The sequence below is a fragment of the Flavobacterium sp. UBA7680 genome (assembly GCF_002482975.1).
Taxonomy (GTDB): Bacteria; Bacteroidota; Bacteroidia; order Flavobacteriales; family Flavobacteriaceae; genus Flavobacterium.
On record NZ_DLHA01000034.1, the window covers coordinates 38,101 to 60,474 of the forward strand.

The 22,374-nt window shown below is 34.7% G+C and carries 22 protein-coding genes and 2 pseudogenes; 3 read left to right on the top strand and 21 right to left on the bottom strand.

Annotated elements, in window-relative coordinates; all coding sequences use genetic code 11:
• Positions 1-17 precede the first annotated feature (17 nt).
• On the top strand, positions 18-203 hold the full coding sequence (locus B3C18_RS16615; protein ID WP_291149061.1) for a hypothetical protein: 186 nt from the start codon (positions 18-20) through the stop codon (positions 201-203).
• Here the strand turns inward: B3C18_RS16615 and B3C18_RS16620 are convergent.
• The 18 genes from B3C18_RS16620 to B3C18_RS16705 form a co-directional block, all read right to left on the bottom strand.
• A complete protein-coding gene (locus B3C18_RS16620; protein WP_291149064.1) occupies positions 174-755 on the bottom strand; it encodes a Fic/DOC family protein in 582 nt (193 codons plus the stop codon). The genes B3C18_RS16615 and B3C18_RS16620 overlap by 30 nt on opposite strands.
• Before the next feature lie 3 nt (positions 756-758).
• The gene (locus B3C18_RS16625; RefSeq protein WP_291149067.1) at positions 759-1,898 is read right to left on the bottom strand and encodes a beta-ketoacyl-[acyl-carrier-protein] synthase family protein; all 1,140 of its coding nucleotides are present in this window, start codon (positions 1,896-1,898) and stop codon (positions 759-761) included.
• A 156-nt stretch (positions 1,899-2,054) separates the two neighbouring features.
• On the bottom strand, positions 2,055-2,504 hold the full coding sequence (locus B3C18_RS16630) for an acyl-CoA thioesterase (RefSeq protein ID WP_291149070.1): 450 nt from the start codon (positions 2,502-2,504) through the stop codon (positions 2,055-2,057).
• A complete protein-coding gene (locus B3C18_RS16635) occupies positions 2,479-3,762 on the bottom strand; it encodes an ABC transporter permease (protein ID WP_073483973.1) in 1,284 nt (427 codons plus the stop codon). Before B3C18_RS16635 ends, B3C18_RS16630 begins: the two co-directional genes overlap by 26 nt.
• Positions 3,752-4,504 (bottom strand): ABC transporter ATP-binding protein, encoded by a 753-nt coding sequence (locus B3C18_RS16640; RefSeq protein ID WP_291149074.1) that lies wholly within the window; start codon positions 4,502-4,504, stop codon positions 3,752-3,754. Before B3C18_RS16640 ends, B3C18_RS16635 begins: the two co-directional genes overlap by 11 nt.
• 6 nt (positions 4,505-4,510) lie before the next feature.
• Complete coding sequence (locus tag B3C18_RS16645) at positions 4,511-5,509, bottom strand: BtrH N-terminal domain-containing protein (protein WP_291149077.1); 999 nt, start codon at positions 5,507-5,509, stop codon at positions 4,511-4,513.
• Complete coding sequence (locus tag B3C18_RS16650; RefSeq protein ID WP_291149079.1) at positions 5,509-5,913, bottom strand: hypothetical protein; 405 nt, start codon at positions 5,911-5,913, stop codon at positions 5,509-5,511. The genes B3C18_RS16645 and B3C18_RS16650 overlap by 1 nt, the downstream gene beginning before the upstream one ends.
• Before the next feature lie 28 nt (positions 5,914-5,941).
• Positions 5,942-6,409, bottom strand: coding sequence for an ABC transporter permease (locus B3C18_RS16655; RefSeq protein WP_291149081.1), 468 nt, complete (start codon positions 6,407-6,409; stop codon positions 5,942-5,944).
• A gap of 1 nt (position 6,410) precedes the next feature.
• Positions 6,411-6,842, bottom strand: coding sequence for a FabZ (locus B3C18_RS16660; RefSeq protein ID WP_053472940.1), 432 nt, complete (start codon positions 6,840-6,842; stop codon positions 6,411-6,413).
• Complete coding sequence (locus B3C18_RS16665; RefSeq protein ID WP_291149085.1) at positions 6,842-7,975, bottom strand: beta-ketoacyl-ACP synthase III; 1,134 nt, start codon at positions 7,973-7,975, stop codon at positions 6,842-6,844. The genes B3C18_RS16660 and B3C18_RS16665 overlap by 1 nt, the downstream gene beginning before the upstream one ends.
• A gap of 15 nt (positions 7,976-7,990) precedes the next feature.
• Complete coding sequence (locus B3C18_RS16670) at positions 7,991-8,893, bottom strand: dialkylrecorsinol condensing enzyme DarA (RefSeq protein ID WP_291149087.1); 903 nt, start codon at positions 8,891-8,893, stop codon at positions 7,991-7,993.
• Positions 8,894-9,107: 214 nt separating this feature from the next.
• Complete coding sequence (locus B3C18_RS16675) at positions 9,108-9,989, bottom strand: lipid A biosynthesis acyltransferase (RefSeq protein ID WP_291149089.1); 882 nt, start codon at positions 9,987-9,989, stop codon at positions 9,108-9,110.
• Positions 9,989-10,243: an acyl carrier protein gene (locus tag B3C18_RS16680; RefSeq protein ID WP_053472936.1), complete on the bottom strand. Its 255-nt coding sequence runs from the start codon at positions 10,241-10,243 to the stop codon at positions 9,989-9,991. The genes B3C18_RS16675 and B3C18_RS16680 overlap by 1 nt, the downstream gene beginning before the upstream one ends.
• On the bottom strand, positions 10,236-11,471 hold the full coding sequence (locus B3C18_RS16685; RefSeq protein ID WP_291149092.1) for a beta-ketoacyl-[acyl-carrier-protein] synthase family protein: 1,236 nt from the start codon (positions 11,469-11,471) through the stop codon (positions 10,236-10,238). Before B3C18_RS16685 ends, B3C18_RS16680 begins: the two co-directional genes overlap by 8 nt.
• 59 nt (positions 11,472-11,530) lie before the next feature.
• On the bottom strand, positions 11,531-12,262 hold the full coding sequence (gene fabG / locus B3C18_RS16690; RefSeq protein ID WP_053472934.1) for a 3-oxoacyl-ACP reductase FabG: 732 nt from the start codon (positions 12,260-12,262) through the stop codon (positions 11,531-11,533).
• A gap of 102 nt (positions 12,263-12,364) precedes the next feature.
• A complete protein-coding gene (locus B3C18_RS16695; protein ID WP_291149096.1) occupies positions 12,365-13,591 on the bottom strand; it encodes a WG repeat-containing protein in 1,227 nt (408 codons plus the stop codon).
• Between the two features lie 39 nt (positions 13,592-13,630).
• Entirely contained in the window at positions 13,631-14,740 is a 1,110-nt protein-coding gene (locus tag B3C18_RS16700; RefSeq protein ID WP_291149099.1) for a WG repeat-containing protein, read from the bottom strand.
• Positions 14,741-14,767: 27 nt separating this feature from the next.
• Positions 14,768-16,288: an HAL/PAL/TAL family ammonia-lyase gene (locus B3C18_RS16705; RefSeq protein WP_291149101.1), complete on the bottom strand. Its 1,521-nt coding sequence runs from the start codon at positions 16,286-16,288 to the stop codon at positions 14,768-14,770.
• A 101-nt stretch (positions 16,289-16,389) separates the two neighbouring features.
• Here B3C18_RS16705 and B3C18_RS16710 point away from each other — a divergent pair, with 101 nt between their 5' ends.
• On the top strand, positions 16,390-17,640 hold the full coding sequence (locus tag B3C18_RS16710) for an NAD(P)/FAD-dependent oxidoreductase (RefSeq protein ID WP_291149104.1): 1,251 nt from the start codon (positions 16,390-16,392) through the stop codon (positions 17,638-17,640).
• 19 nt (positions 17,641-17,659) lie between these two features.
• Here B3C18_RS16710 and B3C18_RS16715 read toward each other — a convergent pair whose 3' ends face one another.
• Positions 17,660-18,265, bottom strand: coding sequence for a hypothetical protein (locus B3C18_RS16715; protein WP_256636566.1), 606 nt, complete (start codon positions 18,263-18,265; stop codon positions 17,660-17,662).
• A gap of 155 nt (positions 18,266-18,420) precedes the next feature.
• Here B3C18_RS16715 and B3C18_RS16720 point away from each other — a divergent pair.
• Positions 18,421-18,602, top strand: a pseudogene (locus B3C18_RS16720) (pyridine nucleotide-disulfide oxidoreductase); the annotation flags it as partial.
• A gap of 53 nt (positions 18,603-18,655) precedes the next feature.
• Here the strand turns inward: B3C18_RS16720 and B3C18_RS26060 are convergent.
• Together B3C18_RS26060 and B3C18_RS16725 are read right to left on the bottom strand one after the other, a co-directional pair.
• A pseudogene (locus B3C18_RS26060) lies at positions 18,656-18,944 on the bottom strand (transposase); the annotation flags it as partial.
• 432 nt (positions 18,945-19,376) lie between these two features.
• Positions 19,377-22,374 (bottom strand): RHS repeat-associated core domain-containing protein (locus B3C18_RS16725; RefSeq protein ID WP_349680586.1); only part of this gene is annotated, 2,998 nt, incomplete at its 5' end.

Genomic DNA, 22,374 nt, shown 5'->3' on the forward strand with positions numbered 1-22,374 from the left:
TGTAACTTTGTCAAGTTATGAAATTCTACGAAAAATATCCGCAATTAAAACAGAAAAGCTTTTTGTCAAAAGTGCTTGCTGATACTGTATTCTCTACAATGTCTTTGGAAGACCAACAGGTTTCTAAGAGTAAAGTTGTCAAAATTGTTGATGCCATTTTAAAGGAGAAAGAATTAAAAGGAAATCAATTCTTCACTAATTAATTGATTTAATAATTTATAATCTCCATTGTCAGCAGCTTTCATTGCGCTAATATAAAATTTTCTGCTTTCGCCTTCTCTGTGATATAACTCTAAAGGTTGATATCCAAACTTTAATGCTATAAGATTCATCAAAATCCTTCCAGTCCTTCCATTTCCATTATTGAAAGGATGAATTTTTATAAACTCATAGTGTGAATACACTAAGCAGTCAATATGATCTTCTAAAGTTTTAGAAATGGAAATTTTAAAATTAAGATTATCTAGAAACTGATACATGGCTTGTAAAACCATTACTGGTTTTGGTGGAATTAGTTGTCCAACAGAAACTTCTGTTATTCTCCATTTTCCAGCCCAATCGTAAAGTTGTTCAAATGCAATTTTATGAATTTCCAAAACAAGTGTTGTTGAAATATCAACATCAGTTTCTAATTCAAAAGTAAAAAGTTCTGCTTTAGCAATTCCAGATGCTTCAAATTCATTGATTTGATTTTTATCAGTCAAACCAAGTAAATTATCGTCTGGAAAAGGAGTCCAATTAGTTTGATTTTCCATTTCTCATTTTATCTTTTCAAAAACAACCGCCGTATTACAACCGCCAAATCCAGAAGCCGTTTTCAAAAAATATTCAATAGTCGCTTCTTCATTTTTCTCAATAACATTTACAGTCTCACTAACCCCAATTTCATCAAAACCTTTTGATTCAAAAAGTATATTTTGATTGGCAGATTCAATAGCAATAACCGTTTCCAATAATCCCGAAGCGCCTAATGTATGACCGTAAAATCCTTTTAAACTATTTACGGGAACATTTTGTAAACCTAAACGATTTAAAGCAATCGCTTCCATTTCGTCGTTAAAGGGAGTTGCGGTTCCGTGTGCTGAAATATAATCTAATTTGTTGGCTTCGAGTTGAGCTTCTTTTAAAGCATTTTGAATACTTCTAAACAAACCTTCACCTGTTCTTGACGGTCCCGAAATATGATTCGCATCGTTTATCGAACTGTCGCCAATCACTTTTATTTTGGCATTTTTGGCTTCCGCCGAAACTAAAACTGCTGCTGTTGCTTCGCCTAAACTTACTCCGGTTCTGTTTTTAGAATACGGTTTACAAGGCAGATCGCTCATGGCTTGAAATGCATTAAATCCAGATAAAACAAATTCTGAAACTTCATCGCCAGCGATTACAAAAATATTGTCGTAAAGTTCAGATTGAATCATTCTTTTAGCAATTGAAACCGCTAAAATTCCAGAGACGCAGGCATTTGAAACAACAATTGGTTGTGTTTTAAATCTGAAGAAATCTGAAATGTTTTTTGCTAAAACATCTAAATGTGCGTTATTAAAACTTTCTTCAGAATCATTTTGTAAAGCTGTAACATTTCCTTTTGTTGTAGAAAGTATAAAAGCAGTTTTCGAATTTAATTCAACTCCAGAATTTTTGATAATCGGTTCTAAAGCCAAAATCATCATTTTCTCTAAACGGGAATATTTTATTTCAGTGCTGATTTTTGAAAAAGCACTGTTTATTTTTTCATCATTAATAATCGAAGCATAAAATGAATTAGGCATCAAAGAAATGTCATTATGAAGCTGAATGCCGGAATCGCCACGAAGAATAGCTTCAACATTCGATTCGACATCAAAACCTAAAGGTGTGATACAATTCGTTTCTGTGATGTATATTTCTTTTAACATTTTATGATTCTCGATTTCTCCTGCAAGGTTTACAAAACCTTGTAGGTATTTATTTTAAAGCTTTGTCTGAAAAAATGGCTCGCAGATTTTACAGATTAAGCGGATTTACACAGATTATTTTATTTTTTATTCGTGAAAATTAGTGTAATCCGTGTTTTATAATAACAATCCCACTTTCTTTTTCCATTCAGCATAAAAAGGCGGATTTGTCAGCATTAAATTCCCTTCCTTATCTAAAAAAACCTGAACGGTTTCTCCTGTACAGGCAATTTCACCTTTATCATCAATAATTTTAAAACGGTAAATCATTTTTGCAGCGGGCGTATCGACAACGGTTGTTTCAATTGTTACAACATCGCCATAACGTAAAGACAATTTATGTTCGCAGGTCGATTTTACAATTGGCGTTGTATATCCGGTTTTGGCAATATCCAAATACGTAAGTCCGTGCTGACGGCCAAACGCTTCGCGTCCATCTTCAAAATAGGTTATATAGTTGCCGTGCCAAACAATTCCAAGCGGATCAGTTTCGTTAAAACGAATTCTGATTTCGTGTGTAACGGTCAGGTTTGTAGCTTCGTTAAACTGCTCTTTTCTTTTTGTCATAAAATAATGCGATGGCTGTTGTGAGAATGAAAAACAAAAATAGTAAACTTATTTTTGGGATGATTTCCAGGAAAGAAACGTTGCGTAAAAGAACGTCATAAAAAGCATCTAATCCCCAATTCATTGGAGACGATTTGGCAATAATCTGCATGATTTTCGGCATGGCAAAAACGGGAACCCAGATTCCGCCAATTGCTGCTAAAATGATAACACTCGTTGCGCCAAACGGAGCTGATTGTTCCTGTGTACTCGCAATGGTTCCTAATAAAATCCCAAATCCAATGGCGGCGAAACCTGAAAATAAGGCAACGACACTCATTAAGGCTAAATGTCCTTCGATATTTAAAGACGGAAGTCCGATGGATGGAAATAAAAATACAGCAACAGCAACCATCATATAAAACTGAATCATACAGATTACAGAATAAGTAATGGTTTTGCCAATAATCACGACTAAACTAGAAACTGGATTGGTTCTTAATCGAACGAAAGTTCCCTGTGATTTTTCTTTTACAATATTAATTGATAATGGAATTACGATAAAAAATATCGCAAAAAGTGTCCACGCCGGAACGTTATGCTGAACCGAATTTGGACGTACTTCTTTATTATTAATCTTTGGAATTATCTCTTTGAAAGAAATGAAACTCTTTTGCTCAAAATTGGTAGTTCCTTCGCCTAACTGATTCTGAAAAGTAGTGTAAATAGATTTGGTTTCAATTTGCGAAATCATTTTGTCGATTGAACTCATGACCGCGTTTTTAAAGCTCATTTGAACCGCAGGATCAAAATACAGTCTTACTTCTTTTTCTTTAATAATTCGCTGCGGTTGGCTTGCTGCCGTACTATCAGTCATGCCTAAACTGCTGACAATTTTTTCGACATTTTGATCAACTTTCGCCTGCAAATCAGAACTTAAATTTTTCGGGATTATAATTGCCAATTGAAATTTTCCTTTGTAAACATTTTCTCTGGCAACATCTTCGGTAATTGTTTTATTGTCTATTTGCGTTACAACGCTAAACAAATTACTTTTTTCTAAATTCTCAAAAACGGTTTTTGAAACAGAACCTTTGTCGTAATCCACCAATAAAATTGGAATTTTAGAATCGCTTACGGTTTTAAAAGTACTGTCCTGAATTAACGTAACAGTAATGACCAAAACCAATGGCATTATAAACAGAATGATTAATCCGCCTAAATCGCGTTTAAGCAGTAAAAATTCTTTTACGATCGACATCCAAATTTTATATAGCATCTCTCAAGTCTTTACCGGTTAACGAAATAAAAACGTCTTCGAGATTATGGGCATCTTCAACAGAATCAATTAAAGTTGACGGCGTTCCTTTTGCATAAATTCGGCCTCGGTCTAAAATGGCAATATTGGTGCAGAAATCTTCGGCTTCAGCCAAATGATGCGAAGTATAAATTATGGATGTTCCGTTTTGGTTCAACACTTTTAGATAATCTATAATGGCATTTTTAGACTGTACATCAACGCCAACGGTTGGTTCATCTAAAAATAAAACTTTTGGTTTGTGCAGAATTCCGGCAATTAAATTCACACGGCGTTTCATTCCGCCGGAGAAAGTTTCAACAGGTTTATCGGCAAATTTTAATAAGCCTAAAAGATCTAAAGTTTCGATTACTTTATCTTTTAAATCAGAACCTTTTAAACCGTACATGCTTCCAAAATAGTGCAGGTTTTCTCTTGCCGTAAGAGTAGGATATAAGGCATATTCCTGAGGAACAACGCCTATAATTTTTTTAATTTTTGAAGAATGATGCTGATAGTCTAAACCATCAATTGTAAAATGCCCCGAAGTTGGTTTTACCAATCCGCAGAGCATTGAAATTAAGGTTGTTTTTCCGGCGCCGTTTGGACCGAGTAAACCAAAAATTTCTCCTTCATTTATATTTAACGAAACGTCGTTCAAAGAAAACTGATCGGCATCTTTGTACTTTTTCGAAAGGGATTCTATTTTTATTATGGATTGCAAAATATCTTAGCTGATGGCTTTTTTTAGTTTTTTGAAAAAGATTTCTTCTCTGTTGGCAATGTCCAAAAGTTCATCGGCAATAGTGTTGTAAGCGTCTTCTTTGGCACTTCTGTTTTTATAAATACGCGAAGCTTCAACAGCAAAATCACGCCATGAATCGCCAATTTTTGTCATTTCTTTTGAAAGTTCTTTTAGTTCTTCATTACCTAAAATAACCGAAGCTTCCTGTAAAAATGCCGCATAAATAAAACGGAAACCACCGCCTCCGGTTCCAATTTCTTCCTGCATACGAACCATTTGTGCCAAGTAATGATTGGCTTTTTTGGTGCCGTGTTTTATTGGCCATTTTCTAATTTGCTTAGAAACAAATTTGATACCACGAACACCAACAATTGGCATTGGCGCCAGCATGTCTCTGCACGTATTTTTTATTCCTTTAATGATCGCGCTTTTTAAATCAACGTCTTTTGGAACCTGAATTGGATAATACATTTGTCCACGCGGCGCAAACGCACCTTTTGCAAAACGAACTTTATCTAATTCTTCGTGGGTTAAAGTTGTAACGGTTTCCATAACGGGATCGCTTACTAAATAATCTGTTTCGGTTTTTCCGTAAACAACTAAATTGTGTGCGTTGAAGTGAAAACGATATTCGTCAGGAAAATAACTTAAATTGTAAACTCCAACTTGTAATCCCGTTGGAATATTATTTTTTAAATTTTCGTCTAATGCTTTATTGGCATTTGAAACAGAAGAAAATTTTTGTCTTTTTATTTTTAAATTTAAACGATTGGCCACTTTATTGAAAATTTGTCCAGGCAAAGTTCTGTAACTAATTGCCGGAGCATAATTAACTTTTATAAATGGCAGATATACAAAAAACAACCCTGAGCCAATACCAAAAACCATCGGTTCGCTGATGTTTAGTCCGCTGTTTCTTAGCAGATTCGACGCTACTCCATTCTCGCAATGAGCAGACTGATGATGTGTGAAAGTTAATTCCATTATTTGGTGATGCTGTTTTTTAATTCTTCAATTGAAATTTCAAATGTGTCGGCATATTTCTGCAGAATCTTATCGTTTAGTTTTGCAAAAACACTAGGTTTAAAATGTCTTTTTACGCGCCATTTCCAAAGTCCTACATAACTTGATAAAATAGTAAGATCCATTTTATTGACTTCCATAAAATAAACAATCGGGCTTACCTCGCCATCTAAAACTTGTTGTTTAGCTTCGGCAATACGCTCGTTTATTTCATCAATAGAATTTGAAAGTGCTATTGTTTTGGGTTCCCAGCCTGTGCTTAGCGTTGTGGTATAATTGCCGTTTTCATCAGTTGCGTATAAAAGCTCTTTTACATTGTTTTTAGTTAAGTTGCTTTTATCCTGAGGTACTTTATCTTTTTCCATTACCTAGTTATATTTTCAAGTGGAATTATTACGAAACCGAAACTGTTTTTTGAATGAACAAATTAATTTCGCATTCTAAGAGTATCTGATCTTCTACTGAACTTTGACAGCTCATTGTGCATAAAGTGTAATCGTCGCCGGCAAATTTTGAAACTAAATTTGCTTTGGTAATTATGGTATCGCCGACTTTTGGCAGCGAATGAATTTTTACGTTTTTTAAGGCACTGATAAATCCAATTACATTTACGTTCTCATTTTCTGTTCCGTCTTCGTCAAAAAAATATTTTTTTCCAACAATCGACGAACAAGTCTGCGCCGTATTTTCAATTAAACCTGCTTCGATAAAAACATTATTCTGGACAAAAATATTGTCTTCTTTTATCAAAAAAGTGGTTTTTACGAAGTTGGCATCAATATCCAAAATTAAATCTACCATAAGCATTGGTGCTCGGTGTGGTAAATAATTTTGTATGTCAACTCCGGTATTCAAAATCATATTATTTAGCTAAAACGGTTTTCATTTGTCCGTTTGCGATTTCTTCATTGTTTAATGTAGTCACAATATTCACCAAAGTGATTCCGGCAAATTCCTGCAAAATTGTTACTTCAGACTGAATGTTATCGTTTAATTGAGGCAGTTTTTTAATTTCAATTTCTTTAATAGAACCAATATATCCAGTTGGTGCAGTTTCGTTTCTTAAAAAAAACTGATATCCGGTATGCAGTGCCACAGACTGTGCCATGTGTTCAATTAAACCGGCTTCCAGAAAAATATCATTTTTCACGAAAATATTATCCTGCTGAATTTTTAAACCTGAAACCAAAGAAGTTTCGGTATAAGAATGCATAGCGTCGACCATTACAAAAGGGAACTTTTGAGGTAATAAATTTTCGACTGTTTCTTTTTCTAAAAGTGCCATTGTTTCCATTAGCAAACTGTTAAATACGCATACGCGAAAGAAAATCTTCCGCTTTCCGGAACTGATAAAAGAACTTTATCTCCTTTTTTCAAATTTCCTGAATTCATTAATTCTTCTAGAGCTAAATAAATAGAAGCAGAACCAACATTTCCAACTCTGGAAAGGTTCATGAACCATTTATCGTCGCTCATTCCAATTCCTTTTTCCGTTAATCCTTTTTTTAATCCTTCAACAAAAAAGTTAGATGAAACGTGAGGAATAAAATAATCGATATCTTCAGATTTGATGTTGTTTTTATCCATCGCATCTTTCATACTTTCGGCACCTTTAGAAAGAATAAATTCATCTAAAAGTTTAACGTCTTGTTTAATTGAGAAAACAGATTCGTTCAACCATTGTTCTGGCGCGTAATCGCTCCATGATTTTATTTCTCCATTTTCTAATTTATCACCTCCGGCATACATGCAGGTTTCTAATTCGTATGCATACGAAAAAGCTTCCATCCATTCTATTTTTAGAGAGACAGTTCCTCTTGGTTTATTTTCTAAAAGAAAAGCTCCGGCACCGTCAGATAACATCCAGCGTAAAAAATCTTTTTTGAACGCGATAATGGGCTGTTCTTCCAGACTTTTTAAATTGTCGGCTTCGTGATTGTATTTTTGAGCATTCAGCCACGTAGAAACTTTTTCAGATCCTGTGCAGATTGCGTTTTTTGAATTTCCAGAACGTACGGAAAGAAAACCAAATTTAAGAGAGTTCATTCCGGCACAGCAAACTCCTGTTGAAGAGTTTAGTTCTATCGATTTATTTTTTAGCAAACCATGAACCATTGCTGCGTGTGAAGGCAGAAAAATGTCCGGAGTTGAGGTTCCACATGAAAGTACTTCTAAATCCTGAGGCGTAAAATTTTCGTCGAATAACGGTAAAATAGCATTTCGTGTTAATTCGGCATTACTGTGTGTGCTTTTTCCTGTTTTGTCAACAGCGTAATAACGGCTTGTAATTTTGTTGTTGCGCAAAATAATACGTCTTGCTTTTGAGGCAGTATCGTTGATAAGTCCTAAATAAGCTTCCATTTCGTCATTTGAAACAGCTTCGTTAGGCAAATATTTTGCAGCTTTTGTTATATATACTTCAAACATAATCTATATTCTCGTCTAAACTCCTTGATAATATTGAGTTTGTCTTTTTATGGTTTTTAACTTAAAAGGGTAGGAAATAAAGTGCAATATATACACTATTGGTGAGATTAACCAAATTGCCAAGAATAAATAAACATTAAATACTTTTAGAAGCTTTTTTCGGTTTTTTTGATTTTTAAAAATCAGGTTTGACCATTTATTGAAAATTTTATTGGCCGTTTTATCTACTGTTACTAAGTACGGACTAATTTTTACAGCTCCAATTTCTACCAATTTTGGCTGTAAATGGTCTAAATTATTCTCATTAAATGATGAAAGTATTACTTCTCCAAATTTTGGTGATTCATTAATGTCTTTTTCTGAAACTCCCGGCAATGGAAAAATACCTAAATATTTTTTCTTAACGCCAGAAAACATCCATTCTACAATTGTAATAACACTTATTAAATTTCCAACTCGATCTACGAGAGCAACATTGCCCACTAATTGTGCGTTGGCTTCTTTCAGTAATGTTTTGATTTTTTCCTGCGCCATAATCCACATGTTTCTTGAACCACTGATGGTTACAACCGGCGTGTTGTTCAGGATTTTTTTGGCTTCGTCGCTTTTTAAAAACGAGTTTATTGGAATTGAGGGTGATAAATACCAAACCTGATAATGGAAAAGTACCAAATCAAATTTTGTATTTAAAATTTCTTCAGGAACAGGTTTTAAGGCTGTTGGAATTTGTAAAAACGATTCTGGAAAGGCATCAAAAAAGGCATCTTTATTCCACGGAAACGGGAAAGGTTTTTCTAATTGTATTTCGTGAAAAGTCACTTTTATATTCTCTGAATTTAGAAATGGTTTTGCGATGTTTTGCGCAATGGTTTCTAACTGTCCGGATTGAGAATAATAAATAACAAGAACATTTTTCATTGAGGTTTGTTTGCTTTGGTTGCGAACAAAAATAAGTAAATTTATTTAAACGGATTTTTCTTGTTTAACGGATTGAGGGTTTGCCACGAATTACACAAATTTTCACGAATGTATTGCGTAAAAAAGAGTGTTTTATGCCACGCGTTGAGATTTACAAAATTTCAGAGAATATTAAATTAGTGAAAATTTGTGTAATTCGTGGCAAAACAAAACTTTAAGACTTCAAATCATTCCAAAAATCGAAATAATTAAACCATTGTAAAGGGTATTTTTTCAGGATGCTTTCTACACTTGTTACGTATTCTTTTAGCAATGCTTTTTCGTCACGGTGTTTCACTGTGGCTTCTCTTGCGTATAAATGATAATGTAAATTTGGCTCTTTCATAACATAAACGAACACAACCGGAACTTTTAATCTTGATGCAATTAAAAATGGCCCGGCAGGGAAGTTTGCTTCTTTGCCTAAAATGTTTTCAGAAAGGGATTTTGTGCCTTCAAAATAACGGTCGCCTGTAAAACAAACTAATTCGTTATTGGCCAAAGCCGCATTGATCTCAAAAATATGAGACAAATCATCTTTTATAATGATGAATTTTACGGTTGGTTTTTGGGTAATACTTTCCAGATAATTTTTAATCGCAGAATGTTCTAAATCTGTAGTGACTAAATTGATTTGAAAATCAAGATCGATATCGCCTAAAAAATGTTCTGCAATTTCAAAATTCCCAACGTGTGCGCTAATTAAAACACCGCCTTTTTTTTCGGCTAAGAGATTTTTTAAAATCTCAATTCCATCAAATTCATAGGTGAATTTGTTTCGCATTCCGGCAGAAATGGAAACTTTATCAATAATGGTCTGTCCAAAAGTGTAGTAACTTTTGAAAACCATTTTTTTTGATTTAAAATAGGAATATTGAAGCCTTTCTTTAAAGTAATAAAAAATAGCGCGATTGCTTTTCTTTAAAAATAAAAAGTAATAAGAAGCAACAAAGTAAAGTAAAACATAAGCAGATTTAACACCCGCTTTTTGAATCAAAAAAACGAATATTCTATAACCTAAAACAGTTCCTTTTGATTTGCCATCCCATTCACTCATTAAGCTGTTTTGGCTTTTAATTTGGTTTCGATAAGGTCATAGAAACTTTGGAAATCAGAAATTCCAACAAAATCTGCCTCAACTAGTTTTACGCCAAAGTTTGATTCTATTGAAACTACTAAATCAACATAATCTAAACTATCTAAGCCAAGCGTATCTTTTAAATTAGCATTTGGTTCAATGTCGTCATTGTCTACTTCAAATTCATCAACTAAAAAACCATTGATTTTTGCTATAATATCTTCTTTATTCATCGTTCAATTTAAACTTTTTAACCACCAACGCCGAGTTGGTTCCTCCGAAACCGAAAGAATTGGACAAAAATATGTCAAATTTTTTGTTTAACGTAGTTTTAACTAAATTTAATTTTGAAGCATCTTCATCTGGGTTGTCTAAATTGATGTTTGGCGCAATGAAATCGTTCAGCATCATAATGATAGAGTAGATAATTTCGCTTGCTCCTGCCATCCAGCATTCGTGGCCTGTCATTGATTTTGTTGAACTAACATGAGGATTTTTCTCACCAAAGACTTCAAAAATTGCTTTGGCTTCGTTTGCATCGCCAACCGGAGTTGAGGTTGCGTGTGCATTTATATACTCAATATCTGATGCTTTTAGTTTAGCATCATCAAGTGCTCTTTGCATTGCTGTGGCGGGACCTTCAACATTTGGAGTTGAGATATGTCCGCCGTTTGATGAAAATCCGTAACCAGAAACTTCGGCAATAATATTGGCACCACGCGCAATTGCAGATTCGTAACTTTCCAAAATTAGAGTTGCGCCGCCGCCACTCGGAATTAATCCGTCACGGCCAGAATCAAAAGGCCTTGAAGCTTTTTCTGGATCGCTTTCTCTGTTAGAAAAAACGCCTAAACCATCAAAACTGCTCATTGCATATTTGTTGATTTCCTGCGCTCCTCCAGTTATAATGATATCCTGAAAACCACTTTTTATTAAAAAATAAGCTAATCCAATAGAATGTGAACCGCTCGCACAGGCTGCACTTACGGTTAAATTGATTCCGCGAAGTTTAAAAATCGTTGAAAGATTCATCGTAACCGTAGAATTCATCGATTTAAAAATCGCTCCAGAACCAATTAAGGCAGTATCTTTTTTCTCACGCACAATATCTGTAGCGTCTATAATGGCTTTAGAAACGCTGTCGTTTCCGTACATAATTCCCACTTCGCGAGTATCAAAAAAAGCATCGTCGATATTGGCATTTTTCAATGCTTCGATAGTAGCCATATAAGCATACTCGGTTTCTTCACCAATGCTCATACGCTGTCTTCGGGTCAATAAGTTTTTTAAATCAGCTTTTGGAACCATTCCGGTTAAGGCTGACTGAAAACCAAATTCTTTTCGTTCAGCATCAAACTGAATTCCCGATTTTCCGTTATACAATGATTCCTTCACTTCATCTAAAGAAGTTCCGATACAAGAATAAATTCCCATTCCAGTAATTACAACTCTCTTATTCATCGTCTTTCAAAGTAATTTTTAAACAAAGGCGCATTTTTTTATTATGCAAACATAGTATTTTAAGAATATATTCCTCCGTTTATATTGATAATTTCGCCGGTAATATAGCTCGATTTTTTTGAAATCAAAAAGCTTACCAAATCTGCCACTTCTTCGGCTTCGCCAAAACGATTTACCGGAATCAGCTTTAATAATTCTTTTTCGTCAAGCGCGCTTGTCATATCGGTTCTAATAAAACCTGGTGCAACAGCGTTTACGGTTATATTACGTTTTGCAACTTCTTGTGCCAATGCTTTTGTAGCCGCAACAATTGCTCCTTTTGCAGCCGAATAATTGGTTTGTCCTGCCGTTCCTTTTACTCCGGAAACAGAAACCATATTTACAATTCGGCCGTATTTATTGCGAAGCATTTTTTGAATAAAAAACTGTGTCACATTAAAAAACCCGTTTAAACTTGTGTTTACAACACCGTTCCAGTCTTCGGGAGTCATCCACATGAAAAGACCGTCTTTTGTAATTCCGGCATTGTTTACAATAGCTTCCACAATTGCTTCAGGATTTGATTCCTGCCATTGCGTTAAAACAGTTTGTACTTGTTCAAAATTGGCAACATCAAAACCTAAAATTTCTCCTGTTGCGCCTAATTTTTGTATTTCCTGAAGTGTTTCTTCGGCAGCGGTTTTGTTTGAATGATAATTGATCAAAATATGATAATTAGATTCAACGGCTAATTTTTTACAAATAGCACTACCAATTCCTCTTGAACCGCCTGTTACTAATACACATTTCATTTATGTAGATTTTATTTTTTATAGGTCATAAATGTTATCGCTTTTTTATTGGTGTTTGTTTTACAAACGGTTTATTTATTGACGATTTCATTTATGTAGATTTTATTTCTTTTTCTTAGTTGCTGGTTTACTCGCCGCTTTAACTGTTGCTTTTGTTTCCGTTTTTGGGCTTTCAGCAGCAACATTTATTTCTTTTTTTTCTCTTTCTGCTGTTTGAGAAAACAGTTCGGCGTTTTCAAACCATTGGTTTCCTAATACAGTTCCGTCAGGTCTTAGAAAACCCCATTTCCCTTCATTTTTTACTCTGGCAAGACCATCAATAAATCCTTTGTCCTGTTGTACAAAAAGCGCAATGACGAATCCGTTTGAAGTGATTCCGTATTGAGTTGGAATTACCAGTTTTCCCGCTTCATTAATAAATCCCCAATTACTCTCTTTTACAGGAGCTAAACCATTTGTACTAAAAACTTCTGCATCGCTGTACGTTGGCTCAATTACAAATGTTCCTTTTAAATTGATGTAACCCCATTTTTTTCCAACTAAAACCGGAGCTAAATTTTTTGAGAACGCTTTTCCTTTATCATATATAGGCAGAATTACCCAATTTCCGTTTAAATCAATAAAACCAATTTTTCCGTTCTTTTTGGCATACGTTAAATCCTGATTTTCAAAATCCCATATTTTTTCAGCTCCATCAACCGGAATAAATTTTCCGCCGCTTACAAGTCCGAAGGTTTTATCTTTTCTTGCCCAGGTTGTACCTTTAAAATAGTTTCCAATTTCTGCGTAAGCCAGTTCAACTAATTCTTTTCCGGAAGTATTTATAATTCCCCAGTTTTTGTTGAGTTCCACTCTTGCATAACCATTTTCAAAAGGTTTGATCTGATCGTATTTCGGTTCTAAAACCACGACCAGTTTTGAATTGATTAATCCAACTTTGTTTCCTTGTCTTATAAAAGCAACGCCATTATTAAAATCGAATATTTTTTCGGTAGCAGGCGCTTTTAAAATTTCACCTTTTGTATTAATATAAACCCAGTCCTTATCTTTTTGTACAACTGCAATTCCGCTGTTAAAATCTTTAGCATTATTAAAAGACGCCGGAATTATCCAGCTTCCTTTAGCATCAATAAAACCCCATTTTCCGTTGTCTTCTACGGCTGCTAAACCTTCAGAAAAACTTTTAGCAGATTTGTATTGAGGTTCTATTTTAAAGGATCCGTCTTTGGAAATATATCCAATTTTTGAATTCTTTTTAACTAATGCCAGTTCTTGACTATTAACGAATTGAATGCAACCTAGCAACAAAAAAATAAGTGTTTTTTTCATGATTTTAAGATTCAATATTAATAATATAAAAATGCTTTTTTATTCCTGAAAGAGTTCAGCATTCTGAAACCATTCAATCAAAAGCTTTCCATCTGGTTTAAGAAAACCCCATTTACCATTGCGTTTTACTCTTGCTACTCCGCCGATGAATCCTTTTTCTTCACGCATATAGCTTCCAAATGCTGCAGAAATATCATAATCTGCCGGAATAACTACTACTCCTGTTTCATTAATAAATCCCCAGCCGAATTCTTTTTTTACAGCTGCAAGTCCACTTTCGCTAAAAGGTTCTGCATCAAGGAACATCGTTTGTACCACACATACTCCTTCTAAATTGGTATAACCCCATTTTTCACGCATGCAAACAGGTGCTAAATTATTAGAGAATGGTTTTGTTTTGTCAAATTTTGGTGTAAGAACCCATTGTCCTTCAAAATTTACAAATCCCCATTTTGCTCCTTTTTTCGCAGCAATTAAATCCTGCGTTCCAAAAGTGCCAAATTCATTTACATCGTCTATTTTAATAAACAGTCCGTTATGAACCAGTCCATAATCTTTTCCTTTTTTTGCCCAGGTTGTGTTGTTGTAATAATCTCCAACTTCATCATAAATTGCTTCCACAACTTCTTTTCCTGATGGGTCAACAATTCCCCATTTTCCATTTACGGCAGCTCTTGCATAACCTTTATAAAAAGCTCTGATAACATCGTATTTTGGAGCCAGAAGAATTTCAAATTTATTATTGATAATCCCTACTTTATTGTTTTGTCTAAAAAAAGCTGCTCCGTAATGAAAATCAAATAATTTATCAGATTCCGGATTACCCTTTAATATTTCACCTTGTTTGTTGATGTAATACCAAACCGCTTTTTTTTCTATAGCAGCAATTCCGCTGTTGAAATCTCTGGCATTGTCAAATGTTGGAGGAATTACAAAAGTCCCTTTTCTGTCGACATATCCCCATTTTCCATTTTGTTTAACAGCCGCTAAGCCATCAGAAAAATCTCTTGCGCTGTCAAATTTTGGTTCAACGGCAAAAGTTCCTTCTTTTGTGATAAGACCAAATTTACCGTCTTTTTTAACTAAAGCAAGTTCTTGAGCATTAACTAATTGGAAAGCTATTAGAAATAAAAAAAATATTTTCTTCATGTTTTTTAAAGTATGATTCCAGTCCAATTAATTGTTAATCAAATAATCTTTTACACCTTGAACAAATGGATACATTACCTGATCTTCCTTAAATGTTGGAATTATATTTCTAACATCATCGTACCATTTTTTGGTAACCGATGAAATTTTATCTTTTTGTTCTAAATAATCAATTGCCTGAACAATCGTAATCATTTCGATTGCTAATACTTCAAAAGCATTTTCGATTACTTTTGAGGTAATTACAGCAGCATTTGTTCCCATACTTACAATATCCTGATTGTCATTGTTGTTTGGAATACTGTGAACGTACATTGGATTTGAAAGCATTTGACTTTCGGCAGTTGTTGAGGTTGCTGTGAACTGAACTCCCTGCATTCCGAAATTAAATCCTAATGTTCCTAAATTCACAAACGGAGGCAGTAATTCGTTGATTTTTGAATTCAATAAATAATTCAGCTGACGTTCTGCCAACATCGTTAATTTTGTAATAACAATTTTTAGTTTATCCATTTCCAGCGAAATATAATCTCCGTGGAAATTTCCTCCGTGATAAACGTGTTGGTTTTTTACATCGATAATTGGGTTGTCGTTTGCCGAGTTAAATTCATCTTCAAGAATAGAAGCTACATTATTAATCGTTTCTAAAACCGGCCCCAAAATTTGAGGAACGCATCTTAATGAATAATATTCCTGAACTTTTTCTTTGAAGATTTCTTCGGTGTTTTCTCCAGAATATAAATGGTCTTCTCTTTTACGGATTAAAGTACTGTCTGAAAGATTCTGACGCATTTTTGCCGCAATTTCCTGCTGTCCTTTATGGCGTTTTGTTTGGTTTAATTCTGCAGAGAAATGATCATCATAAGCCTGAACCAATTCGTTGATGGCACAAGAAGATTTTAATGACCAGTCTAATAATTTTTTAGCGTGATATACATTTACAACGCCAATTCCTGTCATTACAGAAGTTCCGTTGATTAATGCAAGGCCTTCTCTAATTTCTACCTGAATCGGTTTTAAACCTTCAATTTCAAAAACTTCCGGAGTTGATCTCCTGTCTCCTTTATAAAAAACTTCGCCTTCGCCTATTAAAACTAAAGCTAAATGTGATAATTGTACTAAGTCACCGCTGGCACCAACACCGCCGTGTTCAAAGATTAAAGGTGTAATATCTCTATTAATAAGTTCAGACATTAAATGAATTACTGACGGATGTACACCAGAATTTCCTAATGAAAGTGTGTTTAATCGAGCTAAAATTGCTGCTTTTGCACAAGCTGCATTTAATGGTTTTCCGGTTCCAGAAGAGTGGCTGCGGATTAAATTATATTGAAGCTGAATTTGATCAGACTCTTTAATTCTGTATTGTGCCATTGGGCCAAAGCCTGTGTTTACGCCGTAAATTACTTTATTTCCAGAGAATTCTTTTAAGAAATTGAAGCTTTCGTTTACTCGGTTTAGAACTACATCGCTAATTGTAACTTTTTGATTTCCAAAGATTATGGCTTCAAACTCTGCTAAACTTAAATATTCATTAATTGTATTCATTAACTCGTTTTTGGTTGTGCTAATTTAATTTTATTTATCAAAATAAATGTAGTTATTTTGATGATGGCAAATGTAGGTTAATAATTGATAATATTTTTATTATGATAAAGGAGTTTGTAGATGTTTTAGTAATAGGCGCCGGACCATCCGGATGTGTATCGGCATCGTATCTTCATAAAAACAATGTTAAGGTGAAAGTTGTTGAGAAACAGAAGTTTCCGAGACTTGTTGTTGGCGAAAGCTTAATTCCAAGAGTAATGGATCATTTTGCGGAAGCAGAATTGTTTGATGCTCTTAATTCGATGAACTTTGAAAAGAAACTGGGAGCCCGTTTTATTAGAGGTGAAGAGATTTGTGTTTTTGATTTCAGCAAGAAATTTGGAGAAGGCTGGGATTGGACCTGGCAGATTCCGAGAGCTGATTTTGACAACACAATGGCGCAGGAAGTGGTTCGTAAAGGTGTTGACCTTGAATTTGAAACGGAAGTTTTAGAAGTTTCTTTTGAAGGAAAAAATTCAAAAACAATTGTAAAAGATGCAGCCGGAAATTTAAAAGAGATTCATGCTAAATTTATTGTCGATTCCAGCGGATATGGACGGGTTTTGCCAAGACTTTTAGATTTAGATACGCCTTCGAAATTAGACCCGCATTCTTCGATTTTTACACACGTAAAAGATATTAACAGACCAGAAGGTGAGGAAGGAACGCAGATCTCGTTTGATATTTTAGAAACGGAAGTGTGGCTTTGGGTAATTCCGTTTTCTAACGGAAATACTAGCTTAGGTGTTGTTGGGCCAACAGATTTTATTAATTCGCTTTCTGAAAATAAAGATAATGCCGAGGCTTTGAAAAACGCTATTCAGCTATCAGATTATTATATTCAAAGATTTAAAGGAACAGAGTTTTTATTCGAGCCTGTAAAACTGGAAAATTATTCGAGAGCCGTAAAAAGAATGTACGGAGATGGTTTTGCTTTAACAGGAAATAGTTCTGAATTTCTTGATCCTGTTTTTTCGTCTGGAGTAGCTTTTGCAACGGAGTCTGGAATGCTGGCAGCAAAATTATACTTAAAAGAATCGCAGGGAATTCCTGTTGACTGGGAAGTGGAGTTTACGCAATATATGAAACGTGGAATTTCGGTATTCACGACTTATGTACAGGAATGGTATACCGGAAATCTGCAGACTTTATTTTTCCATCAGCCGGAAAATCCTGAAGTAAAAGAAAAAATATGTGCTGTTTTAGCTGGATATGTTTGGAACGAAGAGAATTCGTTTGTCAAGAAACATGATCACGTTATAGCCAATATGGCGTATTTACTAAATATGCAAAAAGAAAAAAGCCCTGAATAATTCAGGGCTTTTTTTGGTTTTATTTGAATGCTTTTTTCAATAAAAGCTTAGATAACGATTTTGCAGTTTTGGCGAAACCTTCTCCAATTCTCGTTTCATTACTAAAATTACTTCCCCATTGATCTCCGGGAGCTTCTTCGCTTGTAATTTCCAGTAAAACATTTGATTTGTTTGCTGTTTCAACAAATTTAAGATTTGTTGTAACTTTTGCAGGCTGTTTCATAATTCCTGCATCCCAGCCCGGATAAATCCATACCGTTTGTACAATTAAAGTATAAGGAGTATTTAATCCTTCCTGAAAATTTACATCTTTTCCAGCTTTAGATAATACGATGTTTCCTATTTCTAAAAATTTAGGAGTCCAGATTTGGTCTTTTGCAACAACCCATCTTTTTTCCCAAAGATTTCCGTTTCCTTTTGCTTTTTCGTCTAAATCGGCTTTGTGTTCTTTAATGTATTGTGCTTCAGATTTTTTTTCTTTCATCATAGTGAAGCTGCTATAATCAAATATTGTATTGATTTCTTTTTGATCTTTTAAGAAATCAAAGTTTCCTTTTACTACTTCCATGTCCTGAGCAAAAGCGGTTCCGGAAATAATAAATAAAGCAAAAATTAGTTTTTTCATTTTTTCTGTGTTAGTTAATTACGGGTTTAAAAATAACGAAAATGATTATATGAATGCTTTTTTCTTGTTAAATTATAATTAGGATTTAAATATGAGAAATAAAAAAGGATCCCAAAGAAGAGCACAGGATACTTGCAATTTACATAAGGGAATGATATACAGGAAATCTTCAGACTTTATTTTTCTACCAGCAGAAAATCCTGAAGTAAAAAAAATATGTACTGTTTTAGCCGGGTATGTCTGGAACGAAGAGAATTCGTTTGTCAAGAAACATGACAATGTAATAGCTAATATGGCGTATTTACTGAATATGCAAAAAGAACAAAGCCCTGAATAATCAGGGCTTTTTTTATGATTGTGTTCACGAGCAAGATGCTCGCGTCAGCAGGAGATTGGTTTACTAATACTTCTAGCAATAGAAACAATTCTTTTCAATAATGTTGTGGCTGATATTTCTAGTATTCTTGCAGTGCTTCTTATACCTAATCCCTCTTTGGTTAATTGGATAATCTTCTGGTTTGTTCTTTGCCTTATAAGCTTGATAAGCATAATTTTCAACTCTAGTTTTTTCGCAAACTCTACAAATATATCTTTGACTGCCAGACTTTGTCTTTCCAGACTTTATCATCTTTCGAATATCACCAACACATCTGTAACACCTAGTCTGGTTTGACTCCATTTTTTTTGATTTAAAATATTATAAAATAAAAAAACAACCCGGAGGTTGTTTTAATTTTTATGCAATAATACTATAAATCATTGATAATCTGTAAATTTTTTATGCAATAATTAATCACCAACACATCTGATACATTACCCAATCTCTAAACGTTAGGTGAAATTAATAATCACTAACACTACCTATTTTTTCTTAATAGTTAATATAATAATAGAAATTATAATTAGTACAAACACATATCCTATATTTAGATAAAGCATGTGCACATAATCTTTTTCGATAACTTCCTGAATACCTACTAAACCTTGTTGTCTATTTGTATAAGGTATTTCATCTACAGCATATTTTTTGTTCAACAATAAATCCATTGTGAATGAGATTATATAGAGACAAATCAATCCTACTATTATTAAATAGATTACTTTACGTTTATTAGTCATATTTATCTGTTACTTTTTGTACGTTGGTTCCACTTTGTTGTGATGCTTGATTTAATTGTCTATTTAAGTCTTTTGGCGCATAAGTATCTTTAGTACCATCTTCTGTTACAACAGGTAATCCACCAGCTGTAACAGTAGTTTGGTATTTTATTTCCCCTCCAGGAACAGCACCATTTACTGCTTCCAGAGATTTTGTTGTACAATTATTTTCAGAAATGTCATATTTATCAATTACATGTGCACGTTCATCTCCTTTGTATTTACCTGTTTCAGGTGTCTTATCAGATTTGTTATATTCATTTTCTAAAGTCGCACCGACTTTCTTCTCATTTGCGTTATTAATTTGATAGACTTCAGCCCCAAACTTTTCCACATATTTTTGGACTTCAGCTAAAGCATCTTTACCTGTTAGTTTAACCATTACACCATTTCCATTATTAAGAGGAGTATGAACTCCAGAACTATTTGCATCAGTTCCAGCCCACCTTCCATATGTATAAACAGTCATGTTTTTTCCACTACCGACTGATACAAATGTATGTCCAACGTCTCCTTTTACATAATTTCCCTTGTCAACAATTAATTGAACTTCTAACCCCTCTAATTCAACACCATCAATAACTCTATTTTCAGAGAAATTATATACCCCGTTATACGGATATTTTGATGCCAACGGGTCGACACACATGAATCTTGCAATCATGGGGTCATAATTACGATATTTAAAACTGTACCAGTTAAGTCCCAACTCGTCTTGCAGTTCCTGTCCTTGGTACTTATACTTATTCTCAACACCGGTTTTAGCATTATTATAACCTTCCTGTTTCAATCCAAAAGGATAGAAATTACTTTCTTCCTTAATAGCAAGTGTTTTGTCATAACTTACACGAATGTTACCCAGATGATCTTTATACTGGTATACATATTTATAAGCCCCTGATACAGGTTCCACATAACCTTCTGCTGTTGGGAAAAACTTCAATGCCGCATTATCATACTGATAGCCTCCCAGATAATCAGTTGTTGTCACTGTTGCCGGCGAGATCGAAGTTACAATTTTCTGCACCTTTTGTCCCGCAGCATTGTAAATATAAACAATATTGCCAGTAGCAGCAAAGGTTATTTTGGTTGGCAGGTTTAAGTGGTTATAAGTTATGGCGGTTATGTTTTTGTTGTTATCAGAAATCATGTTTCCGTTAGCATCATATGTATAATCATTGACAGTATTGGCGGCACTGTCCACAAAACCATACCCTTTATAAGTTGTGGCATTGTCTACCACTTTTGCCAGCTGGTTGCTGTAAGAGTTCAGATAAGTATGAGCCAGGTTATCAATCTGGTTTGCAGCTGTATCACTGTTTCCATTGCGCAGCAGGGTCATGATATTTCCGTTCTTATCATAGGTCAGGGTTTCATTATAAGCATTATTAGCTGCTGCTGTACCTCTTTTGAACACTGCATCTTTTAATCGATTCAGGTTATCGTATTTATAACCGTAAGTACGAATAACCGGAGTAGTTTCAGAAGCACTTGTCCATTGTGTTTCGGCAATATTTCCATTGTATAATGCCAGTACCCCGCTGATACCTGAAGGAATGGTATTGTAATTTATTTTAAAAGCAAATAAATCCTTAGGATCTCCTGACTTAGTGAGTGTGGTAATATCGTTTATCGCAGTCAGCCAGCCGCGGATGTTATAGGTATAATTGACATTCTGGGTTGGAGCTGCTTCTGTATTTCCTACTTTTTTAGAAACCAGTTGCCCTAATTCATCATAGGTATTGCTCGCAATAAGCTCGACAGTGCCTGAGTTTATCTGATGGGTCTGTGTAAGTAAACGATCCTGGGCAGAATAGGTAAAAGTATCTTTGGTCATAAGCTCCGTATCTGCGCTGAGCCTTCTGTGTCTTGTTATGGTATATTGCGGTTTTCCAGAAAAATCAAGCCTGCTGTCGGTATAGGTATAGCCTCCCAAATGGTTTGTGGTATAAACCCTTACTGCTCTTGCCTGATTGTTATAAAAAGTAGCAGAAGTTTCTCCCAGCACAGCTGTACTGGTTGTAGGAACTCTTGTCCATGATGCAGCATTAAGCCCTTTTATCTGTGCTGTTGTAAGGACAGTCTGTGTCTCTACAGCTGTCGGTACAGTAATGGCCGGTGTGCTTGGAAAAGTATAATTGTCATAATAATTAACCGTCAGCAGTTTAAAAGCTGTCGGTGCCACAGCATTGGTATAGTAAGCGGCAATACTATCAATAATCCCGCTGATCTGTCTACTTTCGTTAATTACCGATGCACTGTTTTGAGCTGTCTGCAGGGTAATTCTTCCGGTAGCCGTTGCTGCCGTACCTGTAGACCATCCTGTATAAACCGGACGATTAAAAACATCATATTTGGTAATTACCCATCCCACAGTTGTTAAATCTGAGAAAGGAGAGTTGGCAGGACCTGTGGCCACAACACGATCTAATTTATCATAAACGATAAATTCCCATTGTTTCCCAGGCAGTTTTTTCTCAGCCAGCCTGTTACGATAATCGTATTTGTACTGGTAGCATAAATCGTTTAAAACAGCTGTTGTAATGCTGCCGTCTGCTTTTGGCGGAATTACATAGGTAAGGTTTCCGTAAATATCATAAACATAATAGGTATCATGTTTAACCCCCGCATCATAGGTTCTTTTTAAAACAACCTTTCCTTCCTTGTCTTTAAACTCAACTGTTGATCCAGCAGTCTCCACAGGGCTGGCAGTAGTATTTTCATCATAGGTTACCGTTTTTATAAGCTGTGCGGCAGTATAAAAAACATTGGCCGCTGCATTGCCTAAAGCAGTATCATATAACCCTGAAGTTGAATTCCATGTAGTTGTGACAGTGAACAATTTTACATCATTGGCAATATTGGTCTGATAGTCCATTTTTATCTCATGTCCGTTACCGGATTTCCAGTCATTACCCGGTGAGGCTTGTTTCAGGACACGGTTCAGGGGA

What these genes read in the sequence shown, in the direction of transcription:
- B3C18_RS16680 (WP_053472936.1), bottom strand. Translation starts at nt 10,243, where the DNA reads ATGAATAAAGAAGATATTATAGCAAAAATCAATGGTTTTTTAGTTGAT.
- B3C18_RS16685 (WP_291149092.1), bottom strand. Translation starts at nt 11,471, where the DNA reads ATGAATAAGAGAGTTGTAATTACTGGAATGGGAATTTATTCTTGTATC.
- B3C18_RS16635 (WP_073483973.1), bottom strand. Translation starts at nt 3,762, where the DNA reads ATGCTATATAAAATTTGGATGTCGATCGTAAAAGAATTTTTACTGCTT.
- B3C18_RS16695 (WP_291149096.1), bottom strand. Translation starts at nt 13,591, where the DNA reads ATGAAAAAAACACTTATTTTTTTGTTGCTAGGTTGCATTCAATTCGTT.
- B3C18_RS16620 (WP_291149064.1), bottom strand. Translation starts at nt 755, where the DNA reads ATGGAAAATCAAACTAATTGGACTCCTTTTCCAGACGATAATTTACTT.
- B3C18_RS16715 (WP_256636566.1), bottom strand. Translation starts at nt 18,265, where the DNA reads ATGAAAAAACTAATTTTTGCTTTATTTATTATTTCCGGAACCGCTTTT.
- B3C18_RS16665 (WP_291149085.1), bottom strand. Translation starts at nt 7,975, where the DNA reads ATGTTTGAAGTATATATAACAAAAGCTGCAAAATATTTGCCTAACGAA.
- B3C18_RS16670 (WP_291149087.1), bottom strand. Translation starts at nt 8,893, where the DNA reads ATGAAAAATGTTCTTGTTATTTATTATTCTCAATCCGGACAGTTAGAA.
- B3C18_RS16615 (WP_291149061.1), top strand. Translation starts at nt 18, where the DNA reads ATGAAATTCTACGAAAAATATCCGCAATTAAAACAGAAAAGCTTTTTG.
- B3C18_RS16645 (WP_291149077.1), bottom strand. Translation starts at nt 5,509, where the DNA reads ATGGAATTAACTTTCACACATCATCAGTCTGCTCATTGCGAGAATGGA.
- B3C18_RS16655 (WP_291149081.1), bottom strand. Translation starts at nt 6,409, where the DNA reads ATGATTTTGAATACCGGAGTTGACATACAAAATTATTTACCACACCGA.
- B3C18_RS16700 (WP_291149099.1), bottom strand. Translation starts at nt 14,740, where the DNA reads ATGAAGAAAATATTTTTTTTATTTCTAATAGCTTTCCAATTAGTTAAT.
- B3C18_RS16705 (WP_291149101.1), bottom strand. Translation starts at nt 16,288, where the DNA reads ATGAATACAATTAATGAATATTTAAGTTTAGCAGAGTTTGAAGCCATA.
- B3C18_RS16675 (WP_291149089.1), bottom strand. Translation starts at nt 9,989, where the DNA reads ATGAGTGAATGGGATGGCAAATCAAAAGGAACTGTTTTAGGTTATAGA.
- B3C18_RS16710 (WP_291149104.1), top strand. Translation starts at nt 16,390, where the DNA reads ATGATAAAGGAGTTTGTAGATGTTTTAGTAATAGGCGCCGGACCATCC.
- fabG (WP_053472934.1), bottom strand. Translation starts at nt 12,262, where the DNA reads ATGAAATGTGTATTAGTAACAGGCGGTTCAAGAGGAATTGGTAGTGCT.
- B3C18_RS16630 (WP_291149070.1), bottom strand. Translation starts at nt 2,504, where the DNA reads ATGACAAAAAGAAAAGAGCAGTTTAACGAAGCTACAAACCTGACCGTT.
- B3C18_RS16660 (WP_053472940.1), bottom strand. Translation starts at nt 6,842, where the DNA reads ATGGAAACAATGGCACTTTTAGAAAAAGAAACAGTCGAAAATTTATTA.
- B3C18_RS16625 (WP_291149067.1), bottom strand. Translation starts at nt 1,898, where the DNA reads ATGTTAAAAGAAATATACATCACAGAAACGAATTGTATCACACCTTTA.
- B3C18_RS16650 (WP_291149079.1), bottom strand. Translation starts at nt 5,913, where the DNA reads ATGGAAAAAGATAAAGTACCTCAGGATAAAAGCAACTTAACTAAAAAC.